This window comes from Oleiphilus sp. HI0086 (assembly GCF_001635225.1).
Window position 1 is genome coordinate 1 of record NZ_LWFZ01000951.1, and the last position, 18895, is coordinate 18895.

General features: G+C 45.5%; 17 protein-coding genes. 13 read left to right on the forward strand and 4 right to left on the reverse strand.

The window, feature by feature from the left end; genetic code table 11:
• The first annotated feature begins 586 nt into the window (after positions 1-586).
• The 4 genes from A3756_RS16980 (at position 587) to A3756_RS16995 (ending at position 6222) form a co-directional block, all read left to right on the forward strand.
• Entirely contained in the window at positions 587-1489 is a 903-nt protein-coding gene (locus A3756_RS16980; protein WP_068510236.1) for a porin, read from the forward strand.
• A gap of 93 nt (positions 1490-1582) precedes the next feature.
• Complete coding sequence (locus A3756_RS16985) at positions 1583-2194, forward strand: CYTH domain-containing protein (protein WP_068510239.1); 612 nt, start codon at positions 1583-1585, stop codon at positions 2192-2194.
• Between the two features lie 94 nt (positions 2195-2288).
• On the forward strand, positions 2289-5246 hold the full coding sequence (gene glnE / locus A3756_RS16990) for a bifunctional [glutamate--ammonia ligase]-adenylyl-L-tyrosine phosphorylase/[glutamate--ammonia-ligase] adenylyltransferase (protein WP_082865324.1): 2958 nt from the start codon (positions 2289-2291) through the stop codon (positions 5244-5246).
• 73 nt (positions 5247-5319) lie between these two features.
• Positions 5320-6222: a lysophospholipid acyltransferase family protein gene (locus tag A3756_RS16995; protein WP_068510241.1), complete on the forward strand. Its 903-nt coding sequence runs from the start codon at positions 5320-5322 to the stop codon at positions 6220-6222.
• 15 nt (positions 6223-6237) lie between these two features.
• Here the strand turns inward: A3756_RS16995 and A3756_RS17000 are convergent, their stop codons facing one another.
• The 3 genes from A3756_RS17000 to A3756_RS17010 are packed head-to-tail and all read right to left on the reverse strand — an operon-like array spanning position 6238 to position 9085.
• Positions 6238-6948, reverse strand: a complete 711-nt coding sequence (locus A3756_RS17000) for a 3-deoxy-D-manno-octulosonic acid kinase (protein WP_068510247.1) — start codon at positions 6946-6948, stop codon at positions 6238-6240.
• A 38-nt stretch (positions 6949-6986) separates the two neighbouring features.
• Positions 6987-8114, reverse strand: a complete 1128-nt coding sequence (locus A3756_RS17005; protein ID WP_068510249.1) for a glycosyltransferase family 4 protein — start codon at positions 8112-8114, stop codon at positions 6987-6989.
• Complete coding sequence (locus A3756_RS17010) at positions 8111-9085, reverse strand: ELM1/GtrOC1 family putative glycosyltransferase (RefSeq protein ID WP_068554042.1); 975 nt, start codon at positions 9083-9085, stop codon at positions 8111-8113. The genes A3756_RS17005 and A3756_RS17010 overlap by 4 nt, the downstream gene beginning before the upstream one ends.
• 97 nt (positions 9086-9182) lie before the next feature.
• On the opposite strand from A3756_RS17010, the gene waaA reads away from it, so the two are divergent.
• Positions 9183-10454 carry a lipid IV(A) 3-deoxy-D-manno-octulosonic acid transferase gene (waaA, locus tag A3756_RS17015; protein ID WP_068508161.1) on the forward strand — a complete coding sequence of 424 codons (1272 nt, stop codon included), beginning with the start codon at positions 9183-9185 and terminating at the stop codon, positions 10452-10454.
• Positions 10455-10457: 3 nt separating this feature from the next.
• Here the strand turns inward: waaA and A3756_RS17020 are convergent, their stop codons facing one another.
• Positions 10458-11786, reverse strand: coding sequence for a TolC family outer membrane protein (locus A3756_RS17020; protein ID WP_068508171.1), 1329 nt, complete (start codon positions 11784-11786; stop codon positions 10458-10460).
• 225 nt (positions 11787-12011) lie between these two features.
• Here A3756_RS17020 and A3756_RS17025 point away from each other — a divergent pair, with 225 nt between their 5' ends.
• From A3756_RS17025 to gcvPB, 8 genes are all read left to right on the forward strand, one after another.
• Entirely contained in the window at positions 12012-12632 is a 621-nt protein-coding gene (locus A3756_RS17025) for an NUDIX domain-containing protein (protein WP_068508160.1), read from the forward strand.
• Positions 12633-12655: 23 nt separating this feature from the next.
• On the forward strand, positions 12656-13108 hold the full coding sequence (locus A3756_RS17030) for a DUF1249 domain-containing protein (protein ID WP_068508158.1): 453 nt from the start codon (positions 12656-12658) through the stop codon (positions 13106-13108).
• 283 nt (positions 13109-13391) lie between these two features.
• Positions 13392-14219 carry a 3',5'-cyclic-AMP phosphodiesterase gene (cpdA, locus tag A3756_RS17035; RefSeq protein WP_068508155.1) on the forward strand — a complete coding sequence of 276 codons (828 nt, stop codon included), beginning with the start codon at positions 13392-13394 and terminating at the stop codon, positions 14217-14219.
• Positions 14216-14818 carry a YqiA/YcfP family alpha/beta fold hydrolase gene (locus A3756_RS17040; RefSeq protein WP_068508152.1) on the forward strand — a complete coding sequence of 201 codons (603 nt, stop codon included), beginning with the start codon at positions 14216-14218 and terminating at the stop codon, positions 14816-14818. Before cpdA ends, A3756_RS17040 begins: the two co-directional genes overlap by 4 nt.
• Before the next feature lie 118 nt (positions 14819-14936).
• Positions 14937-16016: a glycine cleavage system aminomethyltransferase GcvT gene (gene gcvT / locus A3756_RS17045; RefSeq protein ID WP_068508169.1), complete on the forward strand. Its 1080-nt coding sequence runs from the start codon at positions 14937-14939 to the stop codon at positions 16014-16016.
• Between the two features lie 105 nt (positions 16017-16121).
• Positions 16122-16520, forward strand: a complete 399-nt coding sequence (gene gcvH, locus A3756_RS17050; RefSeq protein ID WP_068508150.1) for a glycine cleavage system protein GcvH — start codon at positions 16122-16124, stop codon at positions 16518-16520.
• A gap of 169 nt (positions 16521-16689) precedes the next feature.
• On the forward strand, positions 16690-18060 hold the full coding sequence (gcvPA, locus tag A3756_RS17055) for an aminomethyl-transferring glycine dehydrogenase subunit GcvPA (RefSeq protein ID WP_068508148.1): 1371 nt from the start codon (positions 16690-16692) through the stop codon (positions 18058-18060).
• Positions 18060-18895, forward strand: an 836-nt coding sequence (gcvPB, locus tag A3756_RS17060) for an aminomethyl-transferring glycine dehydrogenase subunit GcvPB (protein ID WP_156490551.1), incomplete at its 3' end; no start/stop codon positions are given. The genes gcvPA and gcvPB, both read left to right, overlap by 1 nt.

Genomic DNA, 18895 nt, shown 5'->3' on the forward strand with positions numbered 1-18895 from the left:
TGTTAGTGGATTTTGAGCTTTTTTGGTGCAAAACGGCTAATTTGCGAGAAAAATGTAATTATTTTTTGTACTTTTGTTTATTTGCTGCTAAATAATAGTTAAGCTTAATTTTAAAAAGGACTTGTAAGATATTGTTTGTACTGGTTAACCACTAGAGAATGACTGGTATATCTTTATTGCAAGTGCAATGACGCATATAAAAGTGAAGTAAGTTTTGCTTGGCATTAAATAAGGCTTGGGTGTTTTTGATCTAGATCATTCAGGTCTAAACCTTAACAAGCTGTAACGTGCCTTAGTGCTCAAACTTGTCTTAATATGTTGATAGGAAAGATAAAACACATTTTAATTTGTTAAGTAATTGGCAGATATAAGATGAAACTTATGTTGGGAACATGTCTGAAGAATTGATTTTTGACACATTTCTGACATATTTTATAAATAATATAGGCGGCCGGAAGACTGTGCTGTATTAACGGTGCTGTATTAACGGCATAACTAATAATAATTTAATCGCTAAGTATATTTAACGAGATTCCAGGATGAGCCTGACTCTCATTAAAATTTTAACAGAAAAAAGGAAGACGAAATGAAAAAGACCCTGATCGCTTCAGCTGTAGCAGCAGCTACTCTATCTACTGGTGTAATGGCAGCAGATAAAGGTATTGAATTCTACGGTGATATCGATGTTGCATATGTACATGCAGATGCTGACGGAAATACTGCCAACGCTGTAATGGATAGTGACTCTACTTTTGGTTTGACTCACTCTCACATGGTTTCTGAAGGCGTAACTGCTTTTGCTAAAGTAGAATTTGAATTCGACGCAGACGAAACTACAGCTGGTATCAACCAGTCTGATGAAATCTATGTTGGTGTTAAAGGTGACTTCGGTTCTGTTCAATACGGTGTTGATGACACAGTATATGAGTGGGTAGACGTAACAGACACTTCTGAGTTTGTTGGCTTAGAAGGCGAATTGGCTGCAGATAGCGAAGTTGAGAACCTACAATATGTTTCTCCTGAGATTGCTGACGGTTTAACTGTTGGTGTAACTTTGCCAGTTGAAAGCAGCTCTGTATTCGCTGGTGCTTTAGCTGCTAAATACGCTATGGATAACCTTGAACTTGCTTTTGCATACTCTATGGGTCGCGAAGAAGCTGGTGTTGAAGCAGAAGATACTATTGGTTTAGGTGCTACTTACTCAATGGATGATATTACTGTAATGCTTGGTTACGAAAGCATGTCAGATACAGTTGATTACATTGGTTTGCAGGGCATGTACACAATGGGTCAGAACCAGTTTGCTCTAGGTTATGGTATGAAGTCTTATGATGGTGCAGAAGACGAAGCGACAATTGCGCTTCAAGCTCTTCATAATGTAACAGATCATTTGTTTGTAGCTCTAGAATACACAACGTCTACTGACCTTGGTGGTGTTGATGGTGCGGATGTTGACGTACTAGCTATCGGCGCTAACTACAGCTTCTAAGTTGTAAGTTTAGAACTAAGCTCTAAAAAGCCGGTGACTTTCACCGGCTTTTTTTTGCCTGAAATTTATGTAAATCAAACGATAAGGTGTTTTGTGCCGAAAGAAATTGAACTAAAACTTAGTGTTGTGGGTGAAAGTCTTGCTGTGCTTGAGAGCTTGGAAGCGTGTTTGAGCAATCAGGGGTTTGTGCTTGAGTTGCAGCGAAAGCCTTTGCAGAATATTTACTATGATACGCCTGATAAGATATTGAACCAGCATCGAATGGCTTTGCGGGTTCGGAAAAAAGGCGATGCTTTTATTCAAACCTTGAAGACCAAGGGGAAGTCGGTAAGCGGTCTAAGTGAACGTGGTGAATGGGAATGGGAATTGGCGGATAACAAGCTAGATATTTCACTTCTAGAGGGCTTGGATGTTTGGCCGGAAGGAATGAATTTGGAAAGTTTAAATGCGGTGTTTGAGACGAACTTTGTTAGGCATCAGGTATTAATTGAATGGCAGGGTAGCGAAATTGAATTAGCTTTTGACCAGGGCGAGGTGTTGTCAAAAGGTAAGTGTCTGCCAATCAAAGAAATTGAGCTAGAGCTAATGTCGGGTGAGGTTGAAGCGCTAAAAAGTTTGGCAGCCGTATTGGGGCAAGCTATTCACTTGAAAGCGTCTGACACGAGTAAAGCCGAGAGAGGCTATTCTTTATTGGCAGCGAGCTAAGTATTTCAGACATACTTGATCAAGCGCATTGAGCTGACATGCTCGCTGCGTTACTTTTCTCAGATAACAATATCGAAAATTGAGAGCTATCTATATGAGCAGTGCTAACATCGCAATCGGTACCCAAGTTGAGAATGTAATTAATCAGTTTCCGGGGTTTATTCAAGCAAGTCTACGTAACGCCTGGCAAGAGTTGAGTGCTTATTATGTTGGCGAAGCATGTTTGGAAGATATTCGCTGGGAAACGCTCGAATGCCCTTGGTCAAAAGACTTTATTCAGAGCATTTTGGATGTATGGTCGCGCAGCGACTATGTTAGAGAGTCCAGTTTAAAGTACCCTGAATGGTTGCATGAGTGGTCGGGCAGCGATTCAGCACTGTTTACTTCAAAGTTGGAAGGGCAATATAAGCGCGATTTAAGTTCACGCTGTAAAGCAGTCAATGATGAAGCTGAATTGATGTCAGTTCTGCGAGTATTTCGTCGCTATGAAATGACGCGGCTTATGTGGCGCGATCTCTTAAGCTTGGTAGAGCTGGAAGAAACACTTTCGGACGTAAGTGCTTTGGCCGATGCAGCGGTTGAAGTTGCTTTGGATGTCTTATACAAACAGCTTTGCGAGCGTTATGGCACCCCTTTTTCTAGAGCAAAAGAGGGCGGTGCACCTATCCCTCAGCACATGCTGGTGTTGGCGATGGGCAAACATGGCGCTTATGAATTAAATGTATCTTCCGATATCGACCTGATTTTTGCCTATCCTGAATCTGGTGAGACCGATCACGCCAAAAAGCCAATTGAAAACCAGCTCTTCTTCACGCGCCTGGGGCAAAGGCTCATCAATGCTTTGGATGCCATGACCTCTGAGGGTTTCGTATTCCGTGTCGATATGCGCTTGCGGCCTTATGGTGATAGTGGCGCATTGGCGATGAACTTCGCTTCCTTTGAAGACTACTATCACAACCAGGGACGGGAGTGGGAACGTTATGCCATGATCAAGGCGCGTATCGTTAATGCCGACGCAAACCCTGAAGCCAGCGCGGCCTTAATGGATATTATTAGCCCTTTTGTTTACCGCAAGTATGCTGATTTTACCTCTGTGCAAGCCTTGCGCGATATGAAGCGTATGATTATGGCTGAAATGCACCGCAAAGGTGGAGAGCAAAATATTAAGCTGGGTGATGGCGGCATTCGAGAGATCGAATTTATTGCCCAGGCCTGCCAATTGATTCATGGTGGCCGAGACGAACGCCTCCAGCAGCAGGGCTTGGTAAGCGTTTATCGTACATTGCAAGAAAATGAATATTTACCCTCGGAATGGGTCGATACTTTATTACTTGCCTATCGACTATTGCGTAATTTGGAGCATGCGATACAAGGCTTGGCAGACCAACAAACCCAGTTAATTCCAGAATCAGAAGAGAGCCGTCAGCGTATTGCTTGGTCGATGAGCTATTCAGACTGGCCAAGTTTAGAGGCAGAGCTGAATGAGCATCGTTCAGCGGTGAGTCAATGCTTTGCCGATTTTCTGCATGACCCTGAAGAAGATGGTGATCAGGAGGAAGCAGGAAGGGCTTGGTTGGCAGCTTGGCTGGCTGAAGAGCGTTCACAGCTTTTGCAGCCAATGTTCCAAGAGGCAGGTTATGAGTCGCCTGCACAGAGTGTTAGTGATTTGGAACAGTTACGAGAGCATCGCTTGTTTACCTTGATGTCACCAGAAGCACGGCAGCGTTTTGAGACTTTTCTGCCCCTATTGCTGGATGAAGCTGCTGAAACCAATAAGCCGTCGCTTACATTGGCGCGCATGCTGGGGCTTGTTAGTTCGATACTGGGTCGCTCAGTTTACTTTGTTCTATTGTATGAGAATACAGGAGCGCTTAAGCAGTTGTGCCGCTTATGTTCAGAAAGCCCGTGGGTGTCTGAACATATTGCTAAAAGTCCGGTTATTCTTGATGAGTTGCTGGATGCCCGAAGTCTATTCCATCCACCGAATCGAGAGCAATTACAAGATGAGCTAAGGCAGCAAATGTTGAGAATTCCAGAGGATGATCTGGAAACTCAAATGAACTGCCTACGAACTTTCAAACAATCTCATATGTTGCGTGTGGCTGCATCGGAGTTAGGTGGACACTTGCCTTTAATGAAAGTAAGTGATTACTTAACATGGTTGGCCGAAGTCCTTCTGGAAGAGTCTTTAGCCATCGCATGGCATAATCTAGTCGTTAAACACGGTGTGCCAAGTGGTTTAAGCAGTGACGAGAAAGGGATTGCTGGCGAAGGTTTTGCCGCAATTGGTTACGGGAAGCTAGGTGGCTTGGAGTTAGGTTATAGCTCTGACCTGGATATGGTCTTTCTCTATGACGCTGATGACTATGGCGTGACATCGGGGCCAAAGTCGATTGATAATCAGGTATTTTATATGCGTCTAGGGCAGAGAATAATTCATATTCTGTCAGCTCAGACAACGCAAGGAATGCTGTATGAGTCAGACATGCGTTTGCGTCCCTCGGGCAATTCTGGAATGTTGGTGTCGTCGCTAGCTGCGTTCAAAAAGTATCAGCAAAATGATGCTTGGACATGGGAACATCAAGCTTTAGTTAGGGCGCGTGGTATTGCGGGTGACCCAAAGCTTATCGAAAATTTTAATCTGGTTCGACGAGACATACTGGCAGCACCCAGAGATGAAGCTGAGCTTAGGGCAGAAGTTAAAGCTATGCGCGAAAAAATGAAGGCTGCCGCCAAAGCGGGAAGTATCAAGCAAGGTGATGGTGGTCTGGTGGATATCGAATTTATCACCCAGTTTGGCGTGTTGAACTTCGCGCACCAAGATTCTAGCTTGATGGACTGGACCGATAATATTCGCATATTAGAGGTTTTAGAGAAGCTGGATTGTTTTGAAGGCATTGATTTATCCGTACTGAGTGCATCCTATCGGGAGCTGCGTTCTGGTTTGCATCGAAATAGCTTGGCTGATGAGGCGGATAAAACAACGATCGCTGATTATGCTGAAACATGCAGCAAGGTAACGGAGATTTGGCAAAAAGTCTTCGTGGCCTAGTGATATTTAAGCAAGATTTTCCTGGCTTAATGCTCTAAAATTAGCACCGTGATTAATTATCAAGTAGTGAATAATGGAAGCTTTTAGAGCCAAATTAGTAGTCTATATCCTTAAATTCTTAGCGAGCCTTGGTTTAAGCAAAGCCCAGGCTCTCGGTCGTTTTATTGGTCGGATTCTATGGATGGGCGACTCCGAGACCACACGTGTCACCAAAGAAAATATCTCGCATTGTTATCCCGAGCTATCAGAAAGCGACCAGAGAGAGCTAACACGGCGCAGTCTACTTGAAACCGGTATGTTATTTGCCGAATTTGGAGTGATGTGGGAATGGCCCACTGAAAAGACTTTGAATTTAATTCGCTCGGTTGAAGGTAAAGAGCACCTTGACGCGATATTTGAAAAGGGTAAAGGAGCGATTGTATTGGCGCCTCATCATGGAAATTGGGAGCTAGTTGGTTTGTATTTATCAACGCTTCGACCGATGGCTGCTCTATACAAACCGCCTAAAATAAAAGCCTTGGAAGAATATATGTCTTCGGTGCGAGGTCGTCATGGTTCTGAGTTAGTGCCAACCAATAGGCGGGGCGTTATTCGTTTGTTTTCTATCCTCTCGGATCAGGGGATGGTTGGTATTCTGCCAGACCAGGTGCCAGGCGGAACGGGCGGTGTTAATGCTCCTTTTATGGGAATAGAGGCTAATACGGTAAAGCTTGTATCTCGCTTGATTGGCCGCACTGGCTGTGAAGTCGTGAGCTTGTGTGCGATTCGCCGTCCCAAAGGGGATGGTTTTGATATGGTGTTCAAACCAGCTGATCCTGAGATATATAGTGACGATATCGCTACATCCGTCGCGGCATTGAATCGCTCAGTTGAAGCATGTATCGAAAGTCATCCCGAACAATACCAATGGGAGTACAAACGCTTTAAAGGGATGACGATAGACGGGCGTAAGGCTTATAGTAAGCTTAACCCATAGATTGGTTTAACGCTGCTATTGAGAATAGCCTTCAATCAAATAATTCCAGTCATTGTGAGTCCACTTTATCCCATGCCTTGTTACTTCCTTTTCAAAGCTGCGTTTTAAGCGCTTCAGATTACTGCTTTTCCAGGCATGCTTTGGCTTTAACATTTTGGCGCGATCAAAGTCGATGAGCCAAAATAAGCCCTCTTCATCTTGCAAAATGTTTTGAATGTTCAGGTCAGCATGATAAACACCCGCTTTGTGGAATCTTGCGATTAAAGCGCCTAATGTGAAATAGAAGTCTTTGCTTTGTACTTGTTTGAGTACTTGCAGTAAGTCTTGTGCATTAGGAATGCGGTGTGTCAGTAAGTCTGCCTGATAATATAGGCCTCTTTTGACTACCTGTGCGGCAGCAGGCTTGGGAACCGGCAAGTTTTGTTGATTGAGTAAACTCAAGATATTGAACTCACTGACAGAACGACTCTTTTGCCAGCCTTTAAAAAGGTAGTGGTCGTTGCTGATTTTACTCATCATGCCGCCGCGCAGATAATGTCTTAACACCAGTGAATGAGACTTGTGTTGGATAAACCAGGTTGTTCCACGTCCAGACTCTTGTCCATTAACGGCATTGAGCTTTTTCCAATAGCCTGATTCAAAGAGCTCGCTGGATATGTCCGAAAAACATTCACTATCATAGAGCCAATAATGCTGGCCGTTTTGAGAGGACTCTATATTCGGCATGATTTCAAGTTCCTTGAATCGTTTGGGTGGCGTTCTAGCTAAGACAATTCTAATTCATACAGGGCGATGGTGTCTCGGCACATTTGTGAAAGAGAGAAGTTTTCTTTGACGAAGGCTGCCGCTTCAATGCCTTGCCTTGTGCGTTCGTCTTTACTGTATGCCAGGGCTCGTTCAATAGCCGCCGCCATAGAACTGGAGTCGCGAGGTTTACACATCAGGCTTTTATAGGGAGGGGAGATTGTCTCCTGACTACCTCCGTGGTTTGTAGCAACTACCATGCGTTGCATCACTTGAGCTTCGCAGGCAGTACGACCGAAGGATTCCGGCTTGACGGAGGCTGAAATTACCAGATCAGCCAGCGCATAGGCTGCTGGCATGTTGTCGAAGTTTCCGGTTAACTTGACGTGAGCTTGCAAACCTTTTTCAGCGATCAAGGCTTCCAGTTCTTGTTTATATGCATCTTTTCCAGGCTCGTCGCCAACGAACAAGCAGTAAAAGTTACGATGGGGCAATTTAGCCAGTGCTTCTATTAGTACTTGATGGCCTTTAATTCGAGTTAGCCTTCCAGGCAGCATGATAATGTTTTTCCCCTCAGGGACTGACCATGCTGTCTTGAGCTGTTTCGCAGCGAGCTGAGCTTCTTCCAGCTCAAACCTATCCAGGTCGATGCCGCGAAAAATCAGCTTGGTCTTAGTGTTGAAGGTGGGGTAGACCTCTTCTATATGCTGTTGTACAAACTTAGAAACAGCGATCACATGCTGGCTTCTAAGCATGGCGCTGTTATACCAGCGCTTGAGAGCATTCTGGTGACCGTAGACACCATGAAAGGTGGTGACAAAGGGAATGTTGCTTTGTTTTGATGCCCATAAGGCGCTCCAGGCTGGAGCGCGAGAGCGAGCATGGATTAGGTCAATCTTCTGCGTTTCTATCAGCTTTGCTAGCTTTCTACTGTTCCACCACATAAGTATGGGGTTCTTGCTGTGAACGGGGAGCTCGATATGCTTCGACCCTTGTTGTTCAAGCGCCTTAACCATAGGGCCGCCAGAAGAAACAACCAATGAACGGTAGCCTTGCTCAACCAGTTCTTGAGCGAGGTCTAAAGTGCCTGTTTCGACACCGCCAGAAACCAGGCTTGGCAAAACTTGTAATATCGTTTTTTGTCTCATGCTTGCCCTGTGGTTTGCGCAGTAAGAGAAAGTTGTTGGTATCGTTTCAAAAGCCAGGTGGCAGCTGCCGAAGCCTCGTCAAGGCTTGCTGGTAAGTCAGGATAAAACTGTGCTTTCTTATTGCTTTGCCATTGACCGAAGTCGATAAGTTTGCCGCTAGAGGTGAGTCTGTTGATATGCATGCAAATTCGCTTCTTTTCTGATTTCGATACCATTGGCAGCTCTAATAGTGCGGTGGGCGAGCCTGACGTTAAGGACTCGTAGAGCATTGACATGCTGTCAGGTGTTACCCAAGTAAAAGCGCTGGACTGAAGTGCTTCATCTACTGGGCCAAAACTGCCATCTTGATACCGGTGACAGCTTAGGTTTGCTATTTCGAAACTTGAAATCTTGTCGATAAAGCTTAGCGGTGTTCGTGGCGAGTCGCTCAAGTGCCATAAAACTTCCCGGCGGGTGTCGCAAATTTCTTGGATTTGCTTAATCAAATTCGACTCGTCCCATACGAAGTGCTTAGAAGGGCCGCCGATCATCATAAGGTGTTGTGTTCGTTTCGTGTTTGGTGGGGGTGAAATCTTTGTGATAGGCCCTTGCGTTGTCATGACCCGTTCACTATTGGCTAGCCCGTCATGTTCGGGGCAAATGACGCCATCAAATAGCGGCAGCGGTAGGCTGGGTTTCATAATGACAAAGCTTTTGGCGCGGTGGGTCCGGGCGAGCATGAGCAGGCTTTTGTGAGTGCCGTGCCCTGCGCCAATGATGATGTCCGGGCTGTTATCCTGTTTTGTGGGAAGTAACAATCCTCGAAAGCCGACTTGCAGTGTTTGGCTGTCTAGCCAGAGCTCTTCGATATTAGTCTGGCGGGCAAGCGCTTTAGTTAGACCTTTTAGCTGACTGATGTGTCCGGCCCGCCCATCATGACAGACCCAAACCATCAAAGGTCGGGTAGCTCTCGTGTTAGATTGGCTTGACATAGATATCGTTTTCCTCGGAAGCGCTCTCTCATCAAGTGATGTGAGAAGCGCTGCTAATCGTCTATACTGCGTCTTTTGAATTTTTCGAAAGGCGCTTATGTTCCGCTTAGTTTACACAATTCTTTTCGCACTCTGTATGCCATTTGTTTATCTGAAGCTTTTATGGCGAGGATTTAAGGCGCCAGAATATAAGGCCAGAAAAATGGAGCGTTTTGGTTTTTTTAATGCGCCAAAGCTGAATAGAAGTATTTGGGTGCATGCTGTGTCCGTAGGCGAAGTGCTAGCAGCGGAGCCAATTATTCGAGAGATTCAAAGGCGTTTTCCAAACCGAGATATCGTTATCACTAGTATGACGCCAACCAGCTCCGAGCAAATTAGAAAGCGCTTTGGCAGTGATGTGTTTCATGTCTATGCACCTTACGATATTCCCTTTATGGTGAAGGCGTTTTTGCGCCGGGTAAAACCTGAATGTCTGATCATTATGGAAACCGAACTCTGGCCAAATATGATTCACCAGGTGATGCGAAGAAACTGCCCGGTTGTCATCGCTAATGCGCGTTTGTCAGAGCGCTCAGCAAAAGGCTACCGACGCTTGAAACCCGCTATTGGTTGGATGTTGAATGATCTGTCACTCGTGCTATGCCAGTACGAAAATGATGCTTCACGATTTGAATCACTAGATATCGCAAAGGAAAAGATTTTTGTAACGGGTAGCGTAAAGTTTGATACGAACGTGGAAGATAGTCATGTTAAAAAAGCCGCTCACCTGAGCGCAAATTTACCCGCTAAGCCTAAGATTTGGGTCGCGGCGAGTACGCATGAAGGCGAAGACGAGCTGGTTTTAAAAGTGCATGAACGTTTGAGGCAGCGCTTTCCCGATGCCTTGCTGGTATTAGTGCCTAGGCACCCTGAGCGCTTCGAAAGTGCTTTTCAGCAATCAAATAAGCAAGGCTTTAACACCGCACGAAGAAGCGAATTTGAAAAAATTCCCAGCGATGCAGAAGTATTTGTGGTGGATACCATGGGGGAGTTGATGGATTTTTATGCGACAGCTCAGGTTGCGGTAATAGGCGGTTCATTTACCGAAATTGGTGGCCATAACCCGATTGAGCCAGGCGCTTTGGGGTTGCCGATTTTAATTGGCCCCCATTACTTTAATTTTGAAGCTATTTGTCATCAACTGGTCGAAGCCAAGGGTATGGAAATTGTGGCAGATGAACTCGCGTTGCTCGAGTCGCTCGGAATGCTATTTTCAAACCCGGAACGGGCTCAGGAAATGGGGCAAAATGCATTGCAGAAAGTTGAGGCTAGCAAGGGAGCGGTGAAACGTGTTGTTGACCACCTGCAGCCCTTGCTTGAAGAAAGCTAGAGCTTACTGGCCGGGCGATAGCCAGGCGTTCAGAGCTTCAATGTCTTTAACACTTAAGGTTCCCGCTGCGCGTTTTATGCGTAGGCTACTTTCTACAAAATCGAAGCGAGCATTCGCGTAGTCACGAAGTGCAGTGAAATAGTTACGCTCGGCATCAAGTACTTCAACAATATTTCGAGTACCTACCTTGTAACCTTCACGCGTTGCTTCTAAAGCACTTTCACGAGAAACGATATTTTGTTGAAGTGACTCAACTGTCTGAATGTTGGTTTTCAGACTAATAAACTCGGTACGTGTTTCTATTTTCGCCTGACGTTGCGCTAAGGTCAGATTGTGTTTTGCCTCGGCGACCTGATGGCGAGCTTGGCGAACACCCGCCTGTGTTGCGCCACCAGAATACAGTGGCATGTTAAGTGTAATGGCTAGTTCGCTACTCTCACTATCATCGTTGCCAGCTGCATAGTAATTGGTGAAGGCAGAATTGCTATAATTGGCATCCAGACTGACGGTAGGTAAATGAGCTGCTTTCTTTGACTTTAGAAGTGCTTCGCTTGCCTTATAAGCGTAGTGAGCAATCTTGATACCTAGATTGTGGTTTTGTGCGGACTCAAGCCATTTTTCTGCAGAAATGCTTGTATCCATGGCAATAGGGAAGTCAGGATTAAGGCCATGTAGCTCGTTTGTATACTCACCCGTAATTCGCGAAAGGTTTTCCAGGGCGATGGTCAGGTTGCCCTCAGATCTAATTCGTGCAGTTTGCGATGCATCATAGGATGCTTTAGCTTCGTGAACATCGGTAATCGCGATTAAGCCAACATCAAACTGCTCTTTGGCTTGTTCATATTGGCGCTTTACAGCTGCTTCCTGAGAGTGGTCAGAGCGCAGGTTTTCTTGCTCTCTTAGTACTTTGAAATAGGCTGTTGCGACATTAAGGATTAAATTTTGCTGAGCAGTAAGGTAATCGACTTGAGCTAGCAGGGTTCTTTGTTCACTAGCGCTTACTGAGTGCCAGGTAGGTAAGTTCAATAGTGGCTGAGATAAACTTAAGTAATAGTTTTTTTGCTTGTAGCTATTGTCGCTTGAGCTTAAGCCATTTGAGTTTGTATGGCTTAAGCTTGCTCTTGCATTGACAGTGGGTAGTAGACCTGCAAATTCAATTTTTTGGCCTTCTTGTTCGGCCAAATAAGCTGACTGAGCAGCAAAGATCTCTGCGTCATAGTTCTCGGCTTTCTTATATAGGCTTAAAAGGTCGGTACTTTGTGCCGACGCAATAAATGGCAGCGTCATGCAAGAAAGAAAGGTTGAAATAAGCAGCTTTGATGTGTGCTTCATAGTGTCCTCTTTGATCGGGCGTACGGTATAGGAACCTAAGGCTGAAAATAAGCTTTGGCTCGATGGTTTCATTATGGACAATCTATATGAAGAACTCTAGACTTCCTTGGCGCAAATACCTGTCTTGTGCAGCATGTAGATGTTTGTATGTCCCTCAATAAATCGCAAAAACAGTATATTTAGTTCGAAAAACGCTAGCCTCAGTTCGAGCTGAAAGGAGAAATAATGTCGACGATCAAGCTTCAATATGGCAAAGAAGATTATCAGCTAATTGGCCGTGAGTCCTGCTTTGAAGGCTTCTTTCGCATGGAAAAGGTTACCCTGAAACATCGCTTGTTTGATGGTGGCTGGAGCCGGGAAGTCAGTCGTGAATTGTTTATTCGGGGTGATGCCACTTGCGTTATTCCCTACGACCCAATGGAAGACAAAGTTGTGCTGCTGGAACAATTCAGGCCGGGCGCAATACTCGAGGATCAATCACCCTGGTTGCTGGAGTTGGTTGCAGGGATGAATGATGAGGGCGAGCACCCGGAGAATGTTGCACGCAGAGAAGCGCAAGAGGAGGCGCGCCTGGAATTAGGCGAACTTGAAAAAATTTGTGAATACTTGGTCTCGCCGGGCGGCACTACAGAGAAGGTCTATCTCTACTGTGCTAAAGTCAGTGTTCAAGGTGTTGGTGGCGTGTTTGGTCTTGCTGAAGAAGATGAAGATATCAAGGTACACTGCCTAGACTTTGAAGCAGCTTATAAATTGGTCGAAAATGGCACCATTAACAATGCTGCCGCTATTATGGGGCTTCAATGGCTGGCCTTAAACCGGGAACGCTTGCGAGAGCAGTGGCGCTAGACTAAGGGGAGAGTATTATTTTAATGCGTAAAAAGTATGTCCCCGACTTGGTTCAGCTTGGCGCGACCTTTGAAAGCAACTATAACCGCCTAATTCGTTTGATTCGAATGATGGGCGATGTTGAACGGATTCGCTTCAGCTTACATAACGGCATGTCTTACGTTGGGCAAGTACATATGACGCTTGTTGAGTCTTGTAAATATACCGATACTTTTTTGCTTGAACAAACCGCAGCGGCAGGGAAGTGGGTGAACAACCCCAAGCTTACGGTGCGTTTATATCATGATGCGGGTGTCGCTGAAGTGATAGCTCGCGATGGCCGCCAGTTAGCTCAGGGTGTAAATATCTACCCAAATCAAAAAATGCACTTGCCCGATGAAAAAAGTCAGATGAATACTTTTCTGACGGAATGGCTGAATTTCTGTATTTCTTATGGATGTTGCGACGAGAGTCCGTTTACCCATCAGAAAGTGTGAAAGTCTTATCAGACTGTTTGTCTTTATTAACGCTAATATCTGAGACGCGCGTAACAAAAAATTCATACCTTAGTATGAAAACACTAAAACAAAGCGTCATCATCATTTCCAAACTGCAATATTGAGCTAACTTATCTAGTTAATCTGCGAAAAGTTTAGTGAATCTATGGATAAAGCGTATTGCAGATCGGTTCTCTGAAGGAGTGAGTCTCAGTGTGCCGGGTCAAATTGGAATTGAGATTGTCAGATCAGCGATTTAGATAACAGAAAGAGCCGAACGAAAATGTCGAGTCATGTCAGTGCAGGGGGCGCTGTGATTAACCTCCTTCAAATAAGTGATTGCCACCTCACAAAGGATGCTGAAAGTGACTTGCTTGGTGTGGTGACACGCGAAAGCCTTGTTGCGGTGCTTGATAAAGTTGAAGCTGATATAGCTGCGAGCTTTTGTCCAAGCCCGGATTACGTTTTGGCGACGGGCGATATTGCACAGGATGCAAGTCTTGAAGCCTATCACTACTTCCAAACTCAAATTGAAGGCTTTAACGCTCCCAGCCGTTGGTTCTCTGGGAATCATGATGACCGTGGCATTATGGCTGAGGCCTTGGGTCACGGGGTCGAGACGGAGCGCTTGCTACGTGTTGGCAATTGGCAAATTATTTTATTAGATTCGTCTGTAACAGGTGCCGTACATGGCATGTTACGAGATGATGATTTAGCCTTTCTAGAGCGGTGCTTGTCTGAACGCCCCGATCTTCATACCTTAATTAGCTTTCATCACCATCCGGTTGATATCGGCAGTACCTGGCTGGATAAGATTGGTTTGCATAATCGAGATCAGTTTTTCGATATCGTTGACCGCTATGACAATGTCAGAGCGGTACTCTGGGGGCATATTCATCAAGAGTTTTCTGAAACGCGTAAAGGTGTTCAGCTGCTGGCGACGCCTTCAACCTGTATTCAATTTACTCCGAAGTCCCATGATTTTGGTGTAGAAGCGATAGCGCCTGGTTACCGATGGCTAAAGTTATTTGACGACGGTCGTTTAGAGTCAAAAGTTTCAAGAGCTGAAGATTTTCAGTTTAATTTAGATCTCGAGAGTAATGGCTATTGAAGTCTGTTATTTATTTACATGGTTTCAATAGTTCACCACAGTCTCACAAAGCCCAGTTATGCAAGGCTTATTTTGAGCGACAATGCCCTGGGCTTCGTTTAGAAATTCCAAAACTCCCCCCATCGCCACGCGAAGCGATTGCTCTGGTAGACAAGCTGATTGAAAGCATTGGTGTACAGAATCTGCTCGGATTCATTGGTAGCTCGCTTGGTGCTTATTACAGTATGCACTTGCTTGAGAGGTACTCTTTGCCGGGCTCCTCTCTGAAGGCAGTTTTGATCAACCCTGCTTTAAAGCCTTACGAACTGCTCGTTGATTATCTAGGTGAGAATACTAACTACTACTCTGGCGAAACCTACACTGTATTACCTTCACATATGGATGAGTTAAAGTCTTTGGAACTAAGCCCTAAGCAGAATGCTTCGTTGGTCAGTTCGGATAATGTTTATATCATGACGCAAACCGGAGATGAGGTCTTGGATTTCGCACAGGCTTTAGCATGTCTGCCTAAGGCTAAACTCTGGGTTCAGGCCGGTGGTGATCATGCATTTTGTGATTTTGAAAAGGTTTTGCCTTCCCTGCAATACTTTCTTTTATAGTCAGCGAATCGTCGCTATTTATGCCTTATAAAATAATTGGTGGTTTTTTCCCCAGTCAATCAGGTAAAATGCCGCTCTAATTTTACTCTATTTATTCCTAACTTCTCGGAGAATGCTCTTGGGCTCAAAAACCGCATTATATGAGGTGCATCAGGATTCCGGTGCCAAGATAGTAGATTTTGGTGGCTGGGACATGCCTTTGCATTATGGCTCTCAAATTGAAGAGCATAAAATTGTGCGCCAAAGCGCGGGTATGTTCGATGTGTCGCACATGACAATTGTTGATGTACAGGGTAAAGACTCTCGTGACTATCTTCGTTATTTGTTAGCGAACGATGTCGACAAGCTGCAAGAAACAGGCAAAGCACTCTATAGTGGCATGTTGGATGAGAAGGGTGGTGTGATCGACGACCTGATTGCTTATCGTATGCCTAAAGACTATCGCCTAGTGGTTAATTGCGGTACGCGAGAAAAAGACCTGGCTTGGATGAACAAGCAGGCTGAAAAATTTGATGTGGAATTGATTGAGCGCCCCGAGTTAGCCATGGTGGCCATTCAAGGCCCCGAAGCTATACAGAACATTAAGCAGGCTTCTCCTGATAATGCCGAGCTTATCGATAGTTTAAAAGTGTTCCAAGGCTTGGAAGCTGGCGATTGGATGTTCTGTCGCACCGGCTATACCGGTGAAGACGGTTTGGAAGTCATGGTGCCAAGCGATGCTGTTGCTGACTTTTGGAAAGCTTTGGTTGAAGCGGGTGTTAAACCATGTGGCCTGGGTGCCCGAGACACACTGCGTCTTGAGGCAGGTATGAACCTATATGGCTCCGATATGGATGAGTCTGTAACGCCGCTTCAGTCTGCTATGGGCTGGACAGTATCTTTCTCAGAAGACAGGGACTTCATTGGGAAAGCAGCGCTACTTGCGCAGAAAGAGCAGGGCGTATCGAGCAAATTGGTAGGCTTGGTGCTTGAGCAACGCGGTGTATTACGTGGCCATCAGAAAGTAATTGTTGAAGGTGTTGGCGAAGGTGAAATTACTAGCGGTAGCTTTTCACCTACACTTGGCTACTCGGTTGCCTTGGCGCGAGTACCTGCTGCGACGGGAGATAGTTGTGCTGTCGATATGCGTGGAAAGCAGGTGCCCGTTAGAGTGGTGCGCCCGCCTTTTGTTCGTAATGGTAAAAAAGTATTCGAGTAAAAAGCTCGTGCTTGTTGCTTAAATGTAGCAGGAACTTGCCAGAATAAATTTATTCACTATTTTAGTATTTGATTTAATTGTTATTTAGTTTGAGGATTGCAAAACATGAGTCTTATCCCTGGAGAATTGAAGTATCTATCTAGCCATGAGTGGGTTCGTCTGGAAGAAGATGGCGAAACCGTTACTATAGGTATTACTGATCATGCACAGGACCTACTGGGCGACGTGGTATTTGTTGAATTACCTGAAGTTGATGCAGTCATTGAAGCAGGTGAAGAAGCCGGTGTTGTCGAGTCAGTTAAAGCAGCATCTGATATCTTTTCTCCTGTTGGTGGAACGGTTCTAGAAACCAATGAAGGCTTGGAAGATTCGCCTGAAACGGTTAACAGCGATCCTTATGATGATGGCTGGTTCTTCAAATTGAAGATCTCTGATCCTCAAGAGCTTGAAGGCTTATTGTCTGCTGACGAATACAAAGAAATTTGTGAAGCAGAAGAGCACTAAGAAACTTAGTGTTTCAGCTGGTAACTGATAGCATTTGCCAGCTAATTATTTCAGACCTTTGTGATACTTGTTTAGATCGTGCAATTTCGGTGAAGCAAGTCGGCAAAGGTTTTTATTTTTTAAGTTCCTGAGTGAATGCTTTGGGAACTCGCTGCAAAGAGGGTGTGTAATGCCTTTTATTCCTCATACGGAACACGATATCCAGAAGATGTTGGATGTTATTGGTGTCGACAAAGTCGATGACCTGTTTGATGAAATTCCAGCTCACTTACGAGCCAAACCACTGAATGGTGTGCCTGAAGGTTTAGGCGAAATGGAAATGATGCGGCTAATGAGCGAGCGTGCTCAATTAGACGAAGGTGCGCTATGTTTTATTGGTGCCGGTGCCTACGAACATCATATTCCTGCTGCTGTGTGGGATGTGACGATGCGTGGTGAGTTCCTGACTGCCTATACACCTTACCAGGCAGAGGCAAGCCAAGGGACTTTGCAGCTAATCTATGAATACCAAAGCATGATGTGCCAGCTTACGGCGATGGATATGTCTAATGCTTCCTTGTATGACGGAGCATCGGGCCTAGCTGAAGCCGTGTTGATGGCGATTCGTGCCAACAGAAAGTCCAAGAGCAAAAAGGCTCTGATCGCAGGTACCGTACATCCTCTATACCAGCAAGTGGTTGATGACATTGTTAGCAACCAGGGAATTTCCATTGATGTATTGCCAATGGACGATAAAGCGCTTGCCGTTGATAGTGCAGCGTTAGAAAGCTTTGCTGGCCAAGACTATGCCGCTTTGATAATTCCTCAGCCAAACTTCTTTGGCTCGTTGGAAGATGTGAATGCTTTAACCAACTGGGGCCAGGCAAATGGCATGTTGGTTATTGGCGTCGTTAATCCGACAGCTTTAGCGCTATTAACGCCTCCTGGTGAATGGGGAGATAAGGGTGCCGATATCGCCGTGGGTGAAGGTCAGCCATTGGGTATTCCTATGGCATCGGGTGGCCCGTATTTTGGCTTTATCTGTTGTAAAGAAAAGCTGGTTCGCCAAATGCCAGGACGTATTATTGGTCGTACTGTCGATCTGGAAGGTAAAGAAGGTTTTACCCTGACCTTACAGGCACGCGAGCAGCATATTCGCCGTTCTAAAGCGACTTCCAATATATGTACCAACCAAGGCTTGGCGGTTACAGCAGCAACGATTTATATGTCTTTGATGGGCTACAAGGGCCTTTCTCAGGTAGCGATGGCTTGTCATCAAAATACTCAAAAATTGCGCGCTAAGCTTGAAGCAATTGACGGAGTGTCAGTGCTGAATGGCGAAGCCTTCTTCCATGAACTGGTTGTACAGGTCGATAACGATGCTGATGCAGTACTTGAAAGCATGGCTGAGCAGGGCGTGTTAGCGGGCTATGGTCTTGAGCAACACTTTGATGCTTTGAAGAACTGTATTCTAGTGTGTGTGACTGAAGTGAAAAATGATGCCGACCTGGACTTATTCGCTAACGCGTTAAGCCGGGCGCTAGCAGGAGGAGAAGCCTAATGTTGATTTTTGAAAACGGTAGTCAGGGCAGAACAGCTTCGGCGCAATTACCTCCTAAAGCCGATAGCCAGGCGACCACGATTCCTCAGGAATTGCTACGTCAAAAGCCGGCGCTTATGCCAGAGGTATCTGAATTACAAACTGTGAGACACTTTACTAACTTGTCTCGCAAGAATTTCTCGATAGATACTCAGTTCTATCCCTTGGGCTCTTGTACGATGAAGTACAACCCAAAAGGTGCGCAGCGTGCAGCGAGTTTGCCGGGTTTTATATCTCGTCACCCTTTAGCGCCTGAGTCGCATAGCCAAGGTTACTTGTCATGTGTCTATGAGCTTCAGGAAGTACTTAAAGAAGTGACGGGTATGGCGGGTGTATCACTAAGCCCTATGGCCGGTGCACAAGGTGAATTCGCCGGTGTTGCGATGATCAAAGCCTATCACGAAGCACGTGAAGATTTTGGAAGAACTGAAATTATCGTTCCAGAAGCAGCTCATGGGACAAACCCTGCTACAGCGGTAATGTGTGGTTATAAGGTAAAAGAGATCCCTGTAAAGTCAGGCGGTGATGTTGACCTGGAAGCGCTTAAAGAAGCAGTTGGCCCACAAACAGCCGGGATCATGATGACTAACCCTTCGACCTGCGGCGTGTTTGAAAGACAGATCGAAGAGATTGCCAAGACGGTTCATGACGCGGGCGGTTTGCTTTATTACGATGGTGCGAACCTGAACGCGATCTTGGGTAAAGTACGCCCGGGCGATATGGGTTTTGACGTGCTGCATATGAACTTGCACAAGACCTTTGCAACACCTCACGGTGGCGGTGGACCAGGTTCTGG